Source organism: Promicromonospora sp. MS192 (assembly GCF_049532985.1).
GTDB lineage: Bacteria > Actinomycetota > Actinomycetes > Actinomycetales > Cellulomonadaceae > Promicromonospora.
Map to the genome: position 1 here is coordinate 756,190 of NZ_CP186693.1, position 15,894 is coordinate 772,083.

Annotated in this window: 17 protein-coding genes; 10 read left to right on the plus strand and 7 right to left on the minus strand. The window is 70.6% G+C overall.

The annotated features are described in order from the left end of the window. Positions 1–12: 12 nt before the first annotated feature. The 3 genes from ACO229_RS03410 to nadA form a co-directional block, all read right to left on the minus strand. A complete protein-coding gene (locus tag ACO229_RS03410) occupies positions 13–555 on the minus strand; it encodes an acyl-CoA thioesterase (RefSeq protein ID WP_397412596.1) in 543 nt (180 codons plus the stop codon). Positions 556–631: 76 nt separating this feature from the next. Then, positions 632–1,216: a DJ-1/PfpI family protein gene (locus ACO229_RS03415; protein WP_397412598.1), complete on the minus strand. Its 585-nt coding sequence runs from the start codon at positions 1,214–1,216 to the stop codon at positions 632–634. A gap of 23 nt (positions 1,217–1,239) precedes the next feature. After that, positions 1,240–2,454, minus strand: coding sequence for a quinolinate synthase NadA (nadA, locus tag ACO229_RS03420; RefSeq protein WP_423465258.1), 1,215 nt, complete (start codon positions 2,452–2,454; stop codon positions 1,240–1,242). Between the two features lie 40 nt (positions 2,455–2,494). Between nadA and ACO229_RS03425 the strand changes: the two genes are divergently transcribed. Together ACO229_RS03425 and erpA are read left to right on the plus strand one after the other, a co-directional pair. After that, entirely contained in the window at positions 2,495–3,067 is a 573-nt protein-coding gene (locus ACO229_RS03425) for a hypothetical protein (protein WP_423463764.1), read from the plus strand. A 171-nt stretch (positions 3,068–3,238) separates the two neighbouring features. Next, positions 3,239–3,592: an iron-sulfur cluster insertion protein ErpA gene (gene erpA, locus ACO229_RS03430; RefSeq protein WP_119143950.1), complete on the plus strand. Its 354-nt coding sequence runs from the start codon at positions 3,239–3,241 to the stop codon at positions 3,590–3,592. Positions 3,593–3,903: 311 nt separating this feature from the next. On the opposite strand, the gene ACO229_RS03435 is transcribed toward erpA, so the two are convergent. Then, entirely contained in the window at positions 3,904–4,206 is a 303-nt protein-coding gene (locus ACO229_RS03435) for a sulfurtransferase TusA family protein (protein ID WP_423463765.1), read from the minus strand. A gap of 38 nt (positions 4,207–4,244) precedes the next feature. Then, positions 4,245–5,423 carry a cysteine desulfurase family protein gene (locus ACO229_RS03440; RefSeq protein ID WP_423463766.1) on the minus strand — a complete coding sequence of 393 codons (1,179 nt, stop codon included), beginning with the start codon at positions 5,421–5,423 and terminating at the stop codon, positions 4,245–4,247. A 364-nt stretch (positions 5,424–5,787) separates the two neighbouring features. Between ACO229_RS03440 and coxB the strand changes: the two genes are divergently transcribed. From coxB to ACO229_RS03455, 3 genes are read left to right on the plus strand one after another with little or no spacing between them, the layout of a single operon-like run. Then, a complete protein-coding gene (gene coxB / locus ACO229_RS03445; RefSeq protein WP_423463767.1) occupies positions 5,788–6,711 on the plus strand; it encodes a cytochrome c oxidase subunit II in 924 nt (307 codons plus the stop codon). Then, positions 6,711–8,525 (plus strand): cytochrome c oxidase subunit I, encoded by a 1,815-nt coding sequence (gene ctaD / locus ACO229_RS03450; protein WP_397412608.1) that lies wholly within the window; start codon positions 6,711–6,713, stop codon positions 8,523–8,525. Before coxB ends, ctaD begins: the two co-directional genes overlap by 1 nt. Then, positions 8,522–8,923: a cytochrome c oxidase subunit 4 gene (locus ACO229_RS03455; RefSeq protein WP_397412610.1), complete on the plus strand. Its 402-nt coding sequence runs from the start codon at positions 8,522–8,524 to the stop codon at positions 8,921–8,923. Before ctaD ends, ACO229_RS03455 begins: the two co-directional genes overlap by 4 nt. A gap of 94 nt (positions 8,924–9,017) precedes the next feature. On the opposite strand, the gene trpD is transcribed toward ACO229_RS03455, so the two are convergent. Continuing rightward, the gene (gene trpD / locus ACO229_RS03460) at positions 9,018–10,067 is read right to left on the minus strand and encodes an anthranilate phosphoribosyltransferase (RefSeq protein ID WP_423463768.1); all 1,050 of its coding nucleotides are present in this window, start codon (positions 10,065–10,067) and stop codon (positions 9,018–9,020) included. Beyond that, positions 10,064–10,507 (minus strand): hypothetical protein, encoded by a 444-nt coding sequence (locus tag ACO229_RS03465; protein ID WP_423463769.1) that lies wholly within the window; start codon positions 10,505–10,507, stop codon positions 10,064–10,066. The genes trpD and ACO229_RS03465 overlap by 4 nt, the downstream gene beginning before the upstream one ends. 178 nt (positions 10,508–10,685) lie before the next feature. Between ACO229_RS03465 and ACO229_RS03470 the strand changes: the two genes are divergently transcribed. The 5 genes from ACO229_RS03470 (at position 10,686) to ACO229_RS03490 (ending at position 15,796) form a co-directional block, all read left to right on the plus strand. Further along, positions 10,686–11,339, plus strand: a complete 654-nt coding sequence (locus ACO229_RS03470) for a cytochrome c oxidase subunit 3 (RefSeq protein ID WP_397412616.1) — start codon at positions 10,686–10,688, stop codon at positions 11,337–11,339. 106 nt (positions 11,340–11,445) lie between these two features. Continuing rightward, on the plus strand, positions 11,446–12,225 hold the full coding sequence (locus tag ACO229_RS03475) for a c-type cytochrome (RefSeq protein WP_397431990.1): 780 nt from the start codon (positions 11,446–11,448) through the stop codon (positions 12,223–12,225). Further along, positions 12,222–13,292: a Rieske 2Fe-2S domain-containing protein gene (locus ACO229_RS03480; protein WP_423463770.1), complete on the plus strand. Its 1,071-nt coding sequence runs from the start codon at positions 12,222–12,224 to the stop codon at positions 13,290–13,292. The genes ACO229_RS03475 and ACO229_RS03480 overlap by 4 nt, the downstream gene beginning before the upstream one ends. Next, positions 13,289–15,001, plus strand: a complete 1,713-nt coding sequence (locus tag ACO229_RS03485) for a cytochrome b (protein WP_423463771.1) — start codon at positions 13,289–13,291, stop codon at positions 14,999–15,001. The genes ACO229_RS03480 and ACO229_RS03485 overlap by 4 nt, the downstream gene beginning before the upstream one ends. A gap of 165 nt (positions 15,002–15,166) precedes the next feature. After that, positions 15,167–15,796: a superoxide dismutase gene (locus ACO229_RS03490; protein WP_397412624.1), complete on the plus strand. Its 630-nt coding sequence runs from the start codon at positions 15,167–15,169 to the stop codon at positions 15,794–15,796. Positions 15,797–15,894 lie beyond the last annotated feature (98 nt).

Here is a 15,894-nt window from a genome sequence, read left to right on the forward strand (position 1 = left end):
CGGCTCCCGCCGTCAGGGGCGCGCCGGCTCCCGGGGTGCCACGTCCAGCGCGCGCGCCCACGCCGCGACGTCGGCGGGCAGCTCCGGTGAGGGCAGGTCCTCGCCGGTGGCGTCACGGACCACCTCGAACGGCGAGATCCGGTTGCCCTTGCGGTCGAGGAACCGGCTGGCGACGATGCCGCGGGCGTACAGCTTGTCGCCGCGGGTGAACACCTGCTCCAGGTAGAAGACGCGCTCGTCCCAGCCGAGGATCCGGGTGGTGATCTCGAACCGGTCGAACGGCTGCAGGGACCGGCGGTACTTCATGGTCGAGGCCGCGACCACGGGGGCCCAGCCCTTCTGCCGGGCGACCGGGAACATGCCGAGGTCGGCGATCTGGTTGTTCCGTGCGACGTCCATCATCTGCAGGTACGTGCCGTTGTTGACGTGCAGGTACGAGTCGAGGTCGAGGGGGCCGACGCGCATCCGGGTGACCGACGGGTCGAGCAGCGTCTGCCCGGGGCGGGCCTTGCGGGGGAAGAGTCCGGACCACGTGAGCTGAAGCATGCGAGCCATGTGCCGAAGGTTATACCGGGAACCCGGAGTATCGGATACCTGTTCACGGAGCCGTCACGGGGTGTTCGGCCGCCGCTCAGCCCGCCTGGATCTCGAACCGCACGGCCCGCGCGACCCCCGGCGTCTCCAGCCGCTCGACCAGGTGCAGCGCCATGTCGATGCCCGCCGACACCCCCGCGGAGGTGACCACGTCGCCGTCGTCCACGTACCGGGCCTCGGTGTCCACGAGGATGCTCGGGTCGAGCGCGGCGAGCTCGTCGTAGTGGCCGTGGTGCGTGGTGGCGGGCCGCCCGGCCAGCAACCCGGCGGCCGCCAGGGGCAGGGCGCCCGTGCAGACGCTCGCCAGGATCGGCGTCTGCTTGCGGATCTGCCGCAGCCACTCCAGGTGGCCGGGCTCGGCCAGCAGAGGTCGCGTGCCCAGCCCGCCCGGGTAGACCAGCACGTGCAGCGGGCCGACGTCGTCCGCCCCGTGCGCCGGCAGGATCCGCAGCCCCTTCGCGAGCCGCACCCCGGCGCCGTCCCACGAGAACGTGCTCACCGTGGGACGGAGCTGCGAGTGCGAGCCCCACTCGGCGAACACCTCGAACGGCCCGACGACGTCGAGCTCCTCCGCCCCGTCGAAGACGAAGATCCCGATGCGCAGCCCGCCGTTGCCGCTCACTGGTGGGTCCTCGGCCGGTCCGGTCAGATCCCCGGGAGGGCCAGCATCTGGTCGAGCGCCACACGGGCCCAGTGGGCGTCGTCGGCGTCCACGACGATCCGGTTCACCATGCGTCCCTCCACGAGCGACTCCATGGCCCACACCAGGTGGGGCAGGTCGATCCGGTTCATGGTCGAGCAGAAGCACACCGTCGAGTCGAGGTAGTGCACCTGCTTGTCCGGGTGTGCCTTGGCGATGCGGCGGACCAGGTTGAGCTCGGTGCCGACGGCCCAGGCGGACCCGGGCTCCGCGGCCTCGAGCTGCTTGATGATGTACTCGGTCGAGCCGACGTGGTCCGCGGCCGTGACCACCTCGTGCTTGCACTCGGGGTGCACCATCACGTTGATGCCGGGGACGGCGGCGCGGATGTCGGTGACGTTCTGCTCCGAGAAGCGGCCGTGCACCGAGCAGTGGCCGCGCCACAGGATCATCCGCGCGTCGCGCAGCTCCTGGTCGGTCAGGCCACCGTTCGGCTTGCGCGGGTCGAAGACCACGCACTCGTCCAGCGACATGCCGAGCTGCAGGACCGCGGTGTTGCGGCCCAGGTGCTGGTCGGGCAGGAAGAGCACCTTGCCGGTGCCGTCGACGCCGCCCACCTGGTCGAAGGCCCAGCGCAGCGCGACCTCGGCGTTCGAGGAGGTGCATACCGTGCCGCCGTGCCGCCCGGTGAACGCCTTGATCGCTGCCGACGAGTTCATGTACGTGACGGGGAGGGTGGAGTCCGCGACGCCGGCGTCCTGCAGCACCGCCCAGGCCTCCTCGACCTGGTTGATCGCCGCCATGTCGGCCATCGAGCAGCCCGCCGCGAGGTCGGGCAGCACGACCTGCTGCCGGTCGGAGGTCAGGATGTCCGCGCTCTCGGCCATGAAGTGGACGCCGCAGAACAGGATGAACTCGGCCTCGGGCCGGGCGGCCGCCTCGCGCGCGAGCTTGAACGAGTCGCCCGTGACGTCGGCGAAGTCGATGACCTCGTCGCGCTGGTAGTGGTGCCCCAGGACGAACGCGCGCTCGCCCAGCGCGGCACGTGCGGCGTGGGCCCGGTCGACGAGGTCGGGGTCGCTCGCGGCGGGAAGGTCGCCCGGACACTCCACGCCACGTTCGGACGCCAGGTCACGACCCTGGCCGAGCAGCAGCAGCGGAGAGGGGGCGGGCTCGGAGAAGCCGGTGGGATCAGCCAGCAGGGTGCTCACAGTGAACATCATGACACGCGGTGGTGACACGCAGTCAGGACGTGCCACGATGCCTGACGTGCACGTGCTGCTGCTTGCCGAGACCCTGCCCGACGCCGAGCGACTCGCCTCCGGCTGGCGCGCCGCCGCGCCGCACGCCGGCACCGAGACGCGGGCGGTCCGGGTACCGCGGGCGGACGCCGTCCCGTCGCCCGCCGCCGCACCGGGGCACGGCCCGGCGGGCGGGAGCGTGCTGCTCGCCGGGTCGGCGATCCCCGTGGGCCGGCCGGCCGCGGTCGGGCCGCAGGACGCCGGACCCGCGCACCCCGGCCCCAGCGCGCCCGGCCCGGCGCCGTCCGTGCTGGCTCCTGCCGAGGGAGCGGCGCTCGCCCGCGCGGCCGGGGACGCCGACGTGGTCGTGGCGTACGTCACGCGGCTGGACGGCGAGGCGCTCCGGCGCGGGGTGGTCGTGGAGGCGGCGGCAGCGGCCGCGCCGCACGCCGTGCCCGTCGTGGTCCTCACGGAGCGCAGCGAGGTGACCAGGCGGGAGTGGTCCACCGCGGGCCTGAGCGGCGTGCACGAGCTTGCCGGCGGCGACGTGGGCCGCGTCGCCCGGACCTGGACGCCCGCCTGGACCCGGTGAGCCCACGACACACCGTGCGGACACGCGCGACCACGGACGCATGGTGGCCCGGGCGGCCCGGAGGCGTACGATCCAAGGGAACAACCGGTAGCGGGAACAGACGGACGATCCGATGGGTTGGCACCGCTGAAAGATCGACTACGGGTATGTCGAACACGATCGGGAGATGACATGACCGACACCACCACGGACATCGCAACCCACGGCGTCAACGTCACCGACGTCGCCGCGGGCAAGGTCCGTAGCCTGCTCGAGCAGGAGGGCCGCGACGACCTGCGCCTTCGCGTCGCGGTGCAGCCGGGTGGCTGCTCCGGGCTGATCTACCAGCTCTACTTCGACGAGCGCCTGCTCGACGGGGACGCGCTGCGGGACTACGACGGCGTCGAGGTCGTCGTGGACAAGATGAGCGTGCCGTACCTCGAGGGCGCCACGATCGACTTCAAGGACACGATCGAGCAGCAGGGCTTCACGATCGACAACCCGAACGCGGGCAGCGCATGCGCCTGCGGCGGGTCGTTCTCCTGATCGAGGCTCCCTGCATCGCAGTTCTTCGTACGGCATCGGGCCGGTCACCGTCGCGGTGACCGGCCCGACGTCGTCAGGGGGTGCTGGCCGGGTGTCGGGTCGTCTGCCGGACTGAGGTCGGTCGCTTGACGGGGCCCGGACCGGGTCTTCGGTCGGTCGCCTCCGGATCGGTCCATCGACGGACCGATCCGGAGGCAACCGACCGAAGACGAGGCGTCAGCGCGTGCAGCTGACCGAACTCGGGATGGGTGGGCCGGCAGGATGTTCCGGCGGGTCGGCGCACCGGGCCTGCGACAGGAGTGCCGGCCGGCTCAGCCGAGGCGGACCGTGACCGCCCAGCCCGTCCACGCCTCGTCGCCGGAGGCCGAGCCGTCACCCGCAACATCCCCGACTCCGGGAATGTTGCGGTCGGTGCCCTCGGCCCGGTGCTCCACGGTGGCGACGTGCTCGTGACCGCGCATGCGGCACCAGGCAGGGACGTCGAGCTTCGCGGCAGGATCGGTCGACAGCACCGTGAGCTCGGTGCCCGCGGGCAGCCCCCGCGCGGCCGCGGCGAGCCGGATCACGGGCAGCGGGCAGCGCAGCCCGCGAGCGTCCACCAGCGTGTCAGACACACCGGCCACTCTAGTGACCCCCGGGTCCGGCACGGGTCTCACAGGCCGCCGACGCCGAGCATCTCCCGCACCCGCGCCACCGCCCCCGGCAGCACGGCGCAGAACCGGTCCACGTCGTCCTCGGTCGTGGACCGGTCCAGGGCGATCCGGACGTTGCCGTGCGTGAGCACCCCCATGGCCGCCAGCACGTGCGACGGCTCCAGGGTGCTCGCGGTGCACGCCGAGCCCGAACCCACCGCGAAACCCTGCCGGTCCAGCTCCGTCACGAGCGCCTCGCCGTCCACGTAGAGGAACGAGAACGTGGCGACGTGGGGGAGCCGGTCCGCCGGGTCGCCCACCACCTCGACGTCGGGGATGCGGGCCACCTGCGCCCGCACGCGCTCCACCAGCGCCCGGCGGCGGGCCTCCTGCGCCGCGCGGTCGGCCTCGACCGCCTGGAGCGCCACGGCCGCGGCGAACGCGAGCGGCACGCTCACGCCACCGGGCGCCCACGGGTCCTCGTCCTCCGGGCCCACCGTCGCCGTCCGGACCCGCTGCCGCACCGCGAGCACCCCCACGCCGGCCGGACCGCCCCAGTCGGCAGGGTCCGCGGCGAGCAGGTCCCAGGTGCCGGGCACCGCCACGTGGCCGACGCTCGCGCCGGCGTCGACCAGGAGGGGGACGCCGGCCGCGCGCGCGGCCTCGTGCACCGCCTCGACGGGCTGGAGCGTGCCCACCTCGCCGTTCGCGTGCTGCAGGGCGGCCAGCGCGACGCCGGGTCCGCGGACGGCCTCGGCCATCGCACCGGCGTCGACCCGCCCGTGCCGGTCGACCGGTACGACGAGGGGCCCGCCCGCGGGAGCCGAGGCCCCCGCGCCGCCCCCGGCGTGCTCCGCCGCGTGCAGCACCGCGGCCCGCTCGACGGCGCTCGCGACGACCGTGCTCCCCACGCGGTGCCGTGCGGCGGCGGCCGCGGCGACGGCCGCGTGGAGCGAGGCCGTGTGGCTCGGAGTGAGGTGGACCTCCTGCGTGCGCGCGCCGAGCACCGCGGCGATCGCCTCGCGGGCGCCGTCCAGCAGCCGCGCGGCGCGCCGGCCCTCGGCGTGCAGGCGGCGCGGGTCGGCCCACCCGTCGCCCAGGGCCTGCTCGAACGCCTGCCGCGCGAGCGGGTGCCACGGGGCGCGCCCGCCGTTGTCGAGGTGCACCCGGCCGGGGGTGCCCGGGGTGGCGTGGCTCACATGTCCTCCTGCTCCTGGGTCCCGGGCCGTGCGGTGCCTGGCCCGCGGCCCGGTGACGCGTTCCGGCGCCCGGATGTCGTTGGGACGACGGCGGGACGTGGTCCGTCACCGCCACCGACACCTGATCCTCGCACCCGGCCCCGTCCGCCCGCCGCCACCATCGTTCTGACACGACCTGGGTGCGTGTCCTGAACAGCGTCGATGGGCGCCCCGGGTGCGGAGTGCGTCACGTCCGGGAGGGGGCCTTCCGGGCATCATCAGGCCCCGGAGCGCGCTAGGCTGCATCTCATCGAGGACGAAGGTTCTGCGTGGAGCTCGGGAGGATACCGGTGCGACGCGCCGGACGAGACGTGAAAGGCCTCCCTTGCACTCGAAGCCACCTACCCGCACCCGGCGGGCCATCCTGCGCGCGTCGGCACTCGCCGTCGCCGTCGCAGTGCTGGCCACGGGCTGCGCCAGTGAATCCGTCCAGCGCGGATACCTGCCCGGCTACAGCGACGGGGAGGTGACTAACCAGACCGGACGCATCACCGACCTGTGGGTGGGCTCGTGGATCGCCGCCCTCGCGGTGGGCATCGTGACGTGGGGCCTGATGCTGTGGTGCATCGCGGCCTACCGCAAGCGCAAGGACGACCACCAGCTCCCGGTGCAGACGCGCTACCACCTGCCGCTCGAGCTCATGTACACGGCCGTGCCGCTGATCATGGTGCTGGTGCTGTTCTGGTACACCGACCGGGACATGACGGAGATCCAGACCGTCGACGGCACCGCGACCGAGCACATCCAGGTGGTCGGCAAGCAGTGGAGCTGGGACTTCAACTACCTCGACGCCGACGTCTACGACTACGGCGAGCACGAGGCGGACCCCGGCAGCCTCACCGCCGAGGACCAGGTCGACGGCGCGGCCGGGACCTCGACGTCCTTCCCGACGCTGTACCTGCCGGTGAACGAGACCGTGGAGTTCACGCTGGAGTCGCGTGACGTCATCCACTCGTTCTGGATCCCTGCCTTCCTGTACAAGCAGGACATGATCCCGAACCGGACCAACACCTTCCAGGTGACGCCGACCCGCGAGGGCACCTACGCCGGCAAGTGCGCCGAGCTCTGCGGCGAGTTCCACTCGGGCATGCTGTTCAACGTGAAGGTCGTGTCGGCCGAGGAGTACGACGCCCACATGGCCGAGCTCGCCGCCAAGGGGCAGACCGGCTCGCTGGGCATGGACCTCGCCCGCACCGCCGGCCCGGTGGACACCCCGGCGGCAACCGAAGAAGAGGAGGCTGGGCACTGATGGCCGCAGCGACCACGACCGAGCTGGTCCCGGGCCTGGCGCCCGGGCGACAGTCGCTCGGCCGGACCATCGTCAAGTGGATCACCTCCACTGACCACAAGACGATCGGGTACCTCTACCTGATCACGTCGTTCATCTTCTTCTGCATCGGCGGCCTGATGGCGCTGCTGATCCGCGCCGAGCTCTTCGAGCCGGGCATCCAGCTCGTGCAGAGCAAGGAGCAGTACAACCAGCTCTTCACGATGCACGGCACCGTGATGCTGCTGCTGTTCGCGACCCCGCTCTTCGCGGGCTTCGCGAACGTGATCATGCCGCTCCAGATCGGCGCGCCCGACGTCGCGTTCCCGCGACTGAACATGTTCGCCTACTGGCTGTTCCTGTTCGGCGGCCTCATCACGACGGCCGGCTTCCTCACCCCGCAGGGTGCCGCCTCGTTCGGGTGGTTCGCCTACGCGCCGTTGTCGACCACCACCTACAGTCCAGGGTTGGGTGGAGACCTCTGGGTGTTCGGCCTGGCGCTGGCCGGTTTCGGCACGATCCTCGGTGGCGTCAACTTCATCACCACGATCATCACGATGCGCGCGCCGGGCATGACCATGTTCCGGATGCCGATCTTCACGTGGAACACGCTGATCACCAGCCTGCTGATCCTGATGGCGTTCCCGCCGCTGGCCGCGGCCCTGTTCGCACTCGGTGCGGACCGGCGCCTGGACGCGCAGATCTTCAACCCGGAGAACGGCGGCGCCATCCTCTGGCAGCACCTGTTCTGGTTCTTCGGGCACCCTGAGGTGTACATCATCGCGCTGCCGTTCTTCGGCATCGTCTCGGAGATCCTGCCAGTGTTCAGCCGCAAGCCGATCTTCGGCTACACGGGCCTCGTGTACGCGACCATCGCCATCGCCGCCCTGTCGGTGACGGTGTGGGCGCACCACATGTACGTGACCGGCGCCGTCATGCTGCCGTTCTTCGCGTTCATGACGATGCTCATCGCCGTGCCGACCGGCGTGAAGTTCTTCAACTGGATCGGCACGATGTGGCGAGGGAAACTCACCTTCGAGACGCCGATGCTCTGGTCCATCGGCTTCCTGGTGACATTCCTCTTCGGTGGCCTGACGGGCATCATCCTGTCGAGCCCGGCCCTGGACTTCCAGCTCTCCGACTCGTACTTCGTGGTGGCGCACTTCCACTACGTGGTCTTCGGCACCGTGGTGTTCGCGATGTTCGCCGGCTTCTACTTCTGGTGGCCCAAGTTCACCGGCAAGATGCTGAGCGAGCGGCTGGGCAAGCTGCACTTCTGGCTGCTCTTCGTGGGCTTCCACACGACCTTCCTGATCCAGCACTGGCTGGGTGTCGAGGGCATGCCGCGCCGTTACGCCGACTACATGCCCGAGGAGGGCTTCACCTGGGAGAACCAGGTGTCGACGATCGGTGCGTTCATCCTCGCCGCCTCGACGCTGCCGTTCCTCTGGAACGTCTACGTCACCGCGCGCAAGGCGCCGAAGGTCACCGTGGACGACCCGTGGGGCTACGGCCGCTCCCTGGAGTGGGCCACCTCCTGCCCGCCGCCGCGGCACAACTTCGCCTCGCTCCCGCGCATCCGCTCGGAGTCGCCGGCGTTCGACCTGCACCACCCCGAGGTGGTCGCCATGGAGCGCCCCGAGTACGACCGCGGTGTGCTCGACAACATCTACGGCGAGGCCGACCGGCGGGGCCAGGACACCCAGGCCCAGCAGCGCACCGCGGACGGCGGCGGCGAGTCGGGTCAGAGCAGCACGACGATCGTTGACACGCCGGACGAGGGGACCAGCAAGTGAAGATCGAGACCCGGCTGTTCCTCTGGGGGACACCCATCTTCGTCGGGGCCGGCATCGTCTACGGCTTCATGACGGACTGGACCGAGCCGGTCGGCTTCCTCGGCATGCCGCTCGTGGGCGGCCTGGTGGCGATGATCGGTGCGTACCTGGCCCTCACGGCCCGCCGCATCGACGCCCGCCCGGAGGACGACCCGAACGGCAACATCGAGGACGCCGCGGGCGACCAGGGCGTGTACGCGCCGTGGAGCTGGTGGCCGCTGGCGATCGCGGGATCGGCCGCGATCTGCTTCCTCGGCCTGGCCGTGGGCTGGTGGGTGCTCTACATCGGCTTCTGCGTGGCCGTGATCGCGCTGGTGGGCTGGGTGTTCGAGTTCTCGCGAGGTATCCACTCGCACTGATCGCACTCCCGCCGAGACGGAACGGGGGCCCGAGCGCTGACCAGCGCTCGGGCCCCCGTTCCGTCTCGCCGCCGTTCTCCCTCGGCGGTCTCGGCTAGCGGCTCGCCGCCACCCACCGGTCCAGCGTGGCCTGTGCCGCGCCCGAGTCCACGGCCTGCGCCGCGAGGTCGATGCCGGCCCGCAGACGCTCCACGAGCGACCCGGTGTCCGTACCGGGCAGGGTTCCGTCGGCCACGAGGCCGGCGGCCGCGTTGAGCAGCACGGTCTCGCGGACCGGACCCGCCTCACCGGCGAGGAGGGCACGGGCGACGCCCGCGTTGTAGGCCGCGTCCTGCCCGCGCAGGTCCTCGACCTTGATGCGCGTGAGACCGAGGTCGGACGCGGGGTCGATCCGGTGGGAGGTGACCGCGCCGTCCGACACCTCCCACACCGTGGCGCCTGCCGTGGCCGCGAGCTCGTCCAGGCCCTCGTCGCCGCGGAACACGAGCGCCGACTTGCCGCGCTCGGCGAACACGCCCGCCATCAGCGGCGCCATCCGCGCGTCGGCGCACCCCACGGCGGCCGCGCGCGGCTGGGCAGGGTTGGTCAGCGGGCCGAGGAAGTTGAAGGCCGTCGGCACGCCCAGCTCCTTGCGGGCCACGCCCGCGTGCCGCATGGACGGGTGGAACACCATGGCGAAGCAGAAGGTGATGCCCGCCTCGCGCGCGATCTGCGCGACGCGCTCCGGCGTGTGGTCCAGCCGGATCCCGAGCTCCTCCAGCACGTCCGCGCTGCCCGACGACGACGACGCCGCGCGGTTGCCGTGCTTCACCACGCGCAGCCCGGCGCCAGCGATGACGATGGAGGCCATCGTGGAGATGTTCACGGTGTGGGCGCGGTCGCCGCCGGTGCCGACGATGTCCACGGACGGGCCGGGCACCTCGATGTGGGTGGCGTGCCGCACCATCGAGTCGGTCAGGCCCGCGAGCTCGTCGACGGTCTCGCCCTTGGCCCGCAGCGCCACGAGGAAGCCCGCGAGCTGGACGGGGGAGACCTCGCCGGTCATCACCCGGTCCATCGCCCAGGTGGCCTCTGCCTGGCTCAGGTCGGTGCCGGTCATCAGCCCGGCGAGGAGACCGGACCAGGTGGGTGCCTCGAGATTCACGCGCCGGTCCCCGGGGCGAGCAGCTTCGCGACGGCCGCCTGGACCGTGATGGCGTCCAGCGGACGGGACACGACGCCGTCGGCCAGGGACCACGTGGCGAGCCACGCGTCCTGGGGGCGCCCGGTGAGGACGAGCACCGGCGGGCACTGGTAGATCTCGTTCTTGAGCTGGCGGCACAGGCCCATGCCGCCGGCCTGGTCGGCCTCGCCGTCGAGGACGAGCAGGTCCCACGTCTCGTGGTCGGCGCGGTCCACCACGGCGGCGGGGGTCGCGGCCTCGCTCCACTCGATGTCGGGCGCGCCCGCGCGCAGGCGCGGGCCGACGGCGAGGCGCACCTGCTCGCGCACCGTGCGGTCGTCGCTGTACAGGAGGATGCGCGGGCTCGACGCCGTCACGCCGTTCGCCGCTGCGCTGGTCACATCCGTCGTCATGCCGGTCATGCGTCGATCGTGGCACAGTCCCCGCCCCGGCGGCAGTTCTGTCCGAGGCCTTTTCATGGCACTCTGCTGGATCGCGTCAGCAAGAGACGCCGCAGGTAGGGCGTTGGAAGGACTTTGTGAGATTCGACGCGAGCGTCTGTGACGGTTCGGCGTTCGGGACACCCGAACGTCGGCCATAATGGCTGTCGTGTCGACCGCAACGGCTGCAGCCACCCCCACGCACCAGCACGTGACAGTCAATCGTCCGAACCCGGTCTCGGTCGGGACGATCGTCTGGCTCGCGAGTGAGCTCATGTTCTTCGCAGCGCTCTTCGCGATGTACTTCACCGTCCGGCAGACCATGCCGGCCGAGGAGTGGGCGGCGCAGGCGGACAAGCTGAACATCACCTTCTCGACGATCAACACGATCGTGCTGGTGCTGTCCTCGTTCACCTGCCAGTGGGCGGTCTTCAAGGCGGAGGAGTTCAAGCCGTCGCGCTCCGGCAACATCTTCCAGTTCTGGAAGTGGGGCATGCACGAGTGGCTGACGATGACCTACCTGATGGGCGCGTTCTTCATCGGGGGCCAGATCTTCGAGTACACGGAGCTGGTCCACGAGGGGCTGACCATCTCCTCCAGCGCGTACGGCTCGGTCTTCTACATGACCACCGGCTTCCACGGCCTGCACGTGACCGGCGGCCTGATCGCGTTCCTCTTCGTGCTCGGCCGCTCGTTCGCCGCCAAGCGCTTCGGTCACCACGAGGCCACCACCACGATCGTCACGTCCTACTACTGGCACTTCGTCGACGTGGTGTGGATCGCGCTGTTCGCGGTGATCTACCTGCTGCAGTGACCCGCGCTGCGGACGCCCTGCGGGGTGCCGCGTGCGCCAGGGCCCGTGCGGTGGCATAGGTTCAAGACAGAGAAGCTCAATCACTCAGCGAGACGAGGACATTTTCGTGAAGGCACTCGCCGCCCGCAGGCACCACCGGCTGGCGCCGGTCGTGCTCCTGCTGCTGGCGCTGCTGACCACGGGTGGCATCTACGCCGCCCTGGCTCCGAGCACGGCCAAGGCCGAGACCGTCAGCACCGCGGACATCGAGACCGGTAAGAAGCTGTTCCAGGCCAACTGCGCGACCTGCCACGGCGCGAACGCGGAGGGTACCGACGGCGTGCCCTCCCTGGTGGGCGTCGGCGCCGCCTCCGTCGACTTCCAGGTGTCGACGGGCCGCATGCCGATGCAGATGAACGGCCCTCAGGCGCGCGCCAAGCCGGCGCAGTTCGACGAGGAGCAGACCGCGGCCCTGGCGGCGTACGTCGCCTCGCTGGGCGCCGGGCCGGCGATCCCCACGGACGACCAGGTCGACGCCACGCAGGGTGACGCCGCCAACGGCATGGCCCTGTTCCGCACCAACTGCGCCATGTGCCACAACGCCGTCGGCGCGGGTGGCGCGCTGTCGGAGGGCAAGTTCGCCCCCGCGCTGTGGGAGACGTCGGAGCGGAACATCTACCAGGCCATGCAGACCGGCCCGCAGTCGATGCCGGTGTTCAACGACGCGAACATCACGCCGGACGAGAAGCGCGACATCGTCGCGTTCCTCGTCGAGCAGCGCGAGGGCTCTGCGGGCGGCAACGCGCTCGGCGCCCTCGGTCCGGTGTCCGAGGGCCTGTGGGCCTTCGCGATCGGCCTCGGCCTGCTCATCGGCGCCGCAGTGTGGATCGGAGCGAAGTCCTCGTGAGCGAGAACCAGAACCCCCCGGCCGACGCCTCGCACGAGGTGACGGTCACCCCGCAGGCAGGCAACGCCGTGGTGCCCTCCGACCGGTTCCCCGACCCGGGCGTGCCGGAGCACAAGCACCGCCTCACCGACACCGACCCGCGGGCCGCCAAGCGGGCCGAGCGGACGGTCACCCTGCTGTTCACCCTCTCGGTGCTCGGCACGATCGGCTCGATCGTGGCGTACGTGATGGTGCCGCCGGACGGCACGACGGCGGGCGTCCGGCTGTCGACGCTGCTGATCGGCCTCGGCCTCGCGGTGTCCCTGCTGGGCATCGGCGTCGCCGGCATCCACTGGGCCAAGACCCTCATGGGCGACCGTGAGCTGGTCCAGGAGCGTCACACGCTCGCCACGCAGGGCGAGGCGCGCGAGACGGCCATCCGGGACATGAACGAGGGCCTCGCGGACTCCGGCGTCATCGGCCGCCGCGGTGTGCTCAAGGGTGCGTTCTTCGGTGCCCTGGCCCTCTTCCCGCTGGCGATCGCGGTCCCGCTGATCGGCTCCGTGGGTGGCGACTGGAACATCTCGAAGTTCAAGCACACGATGTGGACCCGTGGTACGCGCCTGGCGATCGACCCGTCGGGCCGGCCGATCAAGGCCTCCGACGTCACCGTCGGCTCGGTCTTCCACGTGATCCCGGAGACGACCGAGGAGTTCCGCGAGACCCACGAGTGGATCACGGAGAAGTCCAAGGCCGTGGTCCTGATGGTCCGCCTCAACCCGGAGGACCTCCGGACCGACCAGTCGCCGGAGGGCGAGACCTGGTCGCACGAGGGCATCGTCGCCTACTCGAAGATCTGCACGCACGTGGGGTGCCCGGTGGCGCTCTACGAGCAGCAGACCCACCACCTCCTGTGCCCGTGCCACCAGTCGACGTTCGACATCGCCGACAGCGCGAAGGTCGTCTTCGGCCCGGCCAACCGCCGGCTGCCGCAGCTGCCGATCACGGTCGACGACGAGGGCTACCTCGTGGCGCAGGACGACTTCGCCGAGCCCATCGGCCCGAGCTTCTGGGAGCGCCTGAAGTGAGCACCGCGACCCACGACACCCAGCGCGAGGCACCGGCCAAGCCGACGACGACGGTCGGCAAGGCGGCCGACTACCTGGACCAGCGCACCTCCATCGGCGTGGCCGTCAAGGAGTTCGCGCGCAAGGTCTTCCCGGACCACTGGTCCTTCATGCTGGGCGAGATCGCGCTGTTCTCGTTCGTCGTCCTGATCGCGTCGGGGTTCTTCCTGACGATGTTCTTCGAGCCCTCGATGGCACTGACCCGGTACGAGGGTGAGCACCCGGCAAGCATGCACGGCGAGCTCATGTCGGTCGCGTTCGCCTCGACCCTCGACATGTCGTTCGAGGTGCGCGGCGGTCTGCTGATGCGGCAGATCCACCACTGGTCGGCGCTGATCTTCATGGCCTCGATCGTCGTGCACATGATGCGCGTGTTCTTCACGGGCGCGTTCCGCAAGCCGCGCGAGATCAACTGGGTCGTCGGCCTGCTCCTGATGATCCTCGGCCTGGCCGCCGGCTTCACCGGCTACTCGCTGCCCGACGACGTGCTCTCCGGCAACGGCCTGCGCATCACGGACGGCGTGGTCAAGTCGATCCCGCTGGTCGGCTCGTTCCTGTCGTACCTGATCTTCGGCGGGGAGTTCCCGGGCCACCACATCGTGCCGCGCCTGTTCACGCTGCACATCTTCGTGATCCCGGGCATCCTCCTGGCGCTGATCGCGCTGCACCTGTTCCTGATGGTGCTGCAGAAGCACACCCAGTTCCCGGGTGGCGGCCGCACGGACAAGAACGTCGTGGGCTACCCGGCGCTGCCGGTGTACGTCGGCAAGATGACCGGCAACTTCTTCATCGTGGCGGGCGTGCTCACCCTCATGGGCGCCACCATGGCGATCAACAACGTCTGGAACTACGGCCCGTACGACCCGTCACCGGTGTCCGCGGGTGCCCAGCCGGACTGGTACATGCTGTTCCTGGAGGGCTCGCTGCGCCTGATGCCGGGACAAGGCACGGAGTGGGTCATCGGCGGGTTCACCCTGCCGTTGAACGTCCTGGTCCCTGCCGTGGTCGTCCCGGGCATCCTGTTCACGTTCCTGTTCGTCTACCCCTTCGTCGAGGCGAAGGTGACGGGCGACGACCGTGAGCACCACGTGCTCGACCGCCCCCGCAACCGTCCGGCCCGCACCGGCCTGGGCGTCGCGTTCCTGACGGCGTTCATCATCCTGGCCCTGGCCGGGTCGAACGACCTCATCGCGACGCACTTCGGGATGTCGATCAACGCGATCACCTGGGTGTTCCGGGTCCTGTTCTTCGCGGGGCCGGTGTTCGCGTACTACGTCACCCGGCGCATCTGCCTCGGCCTGCAGCGCAAGGACCGCGAGCTGGTGCTGCACGGCCACGAGTCGGGCCGCATCGTGCGGTTCGCCAACGGCGAGTACATCGAGGTGCACACCCCGCTCGACGAGCAGGAGCGCTGGCTGCGCGTCAACTACGACGCACCCGCGCCGCTGACCATCGAGCCGAAGACCGACGCCCGTGGCGTCAAGCGCAAGGGGTACGCGTCCGACAAGCGGTGGCAGGGTCTGTCCCGGTTCTTCTACGAGGACCGCGTCGAGCCCGTCACGCCCGCCGAGCTGGAGGCCGCGCACTCGCACGGTGAGCACGACGAGCTGGGCGAGTCCGAGCGCCCGTCCGTCGAGGCCGGCGCCGGCAGCTCCTCGCGGGAGCACTGAGCGACCTGCGACACCAAGCGATGGCCTGTGTCTCCCGGTCCGCGTCTGCGGCCGGGGACACGGGCCATTGCCGTCCCGCCGGGCACCACTGCGGCGCACGGCCAGGACGGCGGCATGACCCGCGCTCCGTCCGGTGCGCGGACCGATCCTGGAGGTACCTCAGCAATGGCTGTCTACACGCTCCCTGACCTGACCTACGACTACGCCGCGCTCGAGCCGCACATCTCGGGCAAGATCATGGAGCTGCACCACTCCAAGCACCACGCGACGTACGTCAAGGGCGCGAACACTGCCCTGGAGCAGCTCGAGGAGGCCCGCGAGTCGGGCAACCTGGCAAACGTCAACAAGATCGAGAAGGACCTCGCGTTCAACCTCGGTGGTCACATCAACCACTCGATCTTCTGGACGAACATGGCGCCCGAGGCCGGCGGCGAGCCGACCGGTGACATCGCCGCGGCGATCGACGAGCACTTCGGCTCGTTCGAGAAGTTCAAGGCGCACTTCACCGCCGTCGCCGCGGGTGTGCAGGGTTCCGGCTGGGCCGTCCTGGCCTGGGACTCGGTGGGTCAGAAGCTGGTCGTCGTGCAGCTCTTCGACCAGCAGGGGAACATCCCCTTCGCGCTCACCCCGGTGCTCATGCTGGACTGCTGGGAGCACGCGTACTACATCGACTACCTGAACGTGCGCCCGGACTACATCAAGGCCTGGTGGAACCTGGTGTCGTGGAGCAACGTCTCCGAGCGCCTGGCGCGGGCCAAGACGCAGACGGCGGGCCTGGTCGTCCCGTCCGCCTGACCTCCTGACCAGATCCGGCGCACCCGCGGGGACCCCCGACCGGGCGCGCCGGATCTGTCATGTCACGGACCGGCGGGTGGAATCGTCGTCCTGGGTGG

What these genes read in the sequence shown, in the direction of transcription:
- ACO229_RS03410 (WP_397412596.1), bottom strand. Translation starts at nt 555, where the DNA reads ATGGCTCGCATGCTTCAGCTCACGTGGTCCGGACTCTTCCCCCGCAAG.
- nadA (WP_423465258.1), bottom strand. Translation starts at nt 2,454, where the DNA reads ATGTTCACTGTGAGCACCCTGCTGGCTGATCCCACCGGCTTCTCCGAG.
- ACO229_RS03425 (WP_423463764.1), top strand. Translation starts at nt 2,495, where the DNA reads ATGCCTGACGTGCACGTGCTGCTGCTTGCCGAGACCCTGCCCGACGCC.
- erpA (WP_119143950.1), top strand. Translation starts at nt 3,239, where the DNA reads ATGACCGACACCACCACGGACATCGCAACCCACGGCGTCAACGTCACC.
- ctaD (WP_397412608.1), top strand. Translation starts at nt 6,711, where the DNA reads ATGGCCGCAGCGACCACGACCGAGCTGGTCCCGGGCCTGGCGCCCGGG.
- ACO229_RS03465 (WP_423463769.1), bottom strand. Translation starts at nt 10,507, where the DNA reads ATGACCGGCATGACGACGGATGTGACCAGCGCAGCGGCGAACGGCGTG.
- ACO229_RS03470 (WP_397412616.1), top strand. Translation starts at nt 10,686, where the DNA reads ATGGCTGTCGTGTCGACCGCAACGGCTGCAGCCACCCCCACGCACCAG.
- ACO229_RS03490 (WP_397412624.1), top strand. Translation starts at nt 15,167, where the DNA reads ATGGCTGTCTACACGCTCCCTGACCTGACCTACGACTACGCCGCGCTC.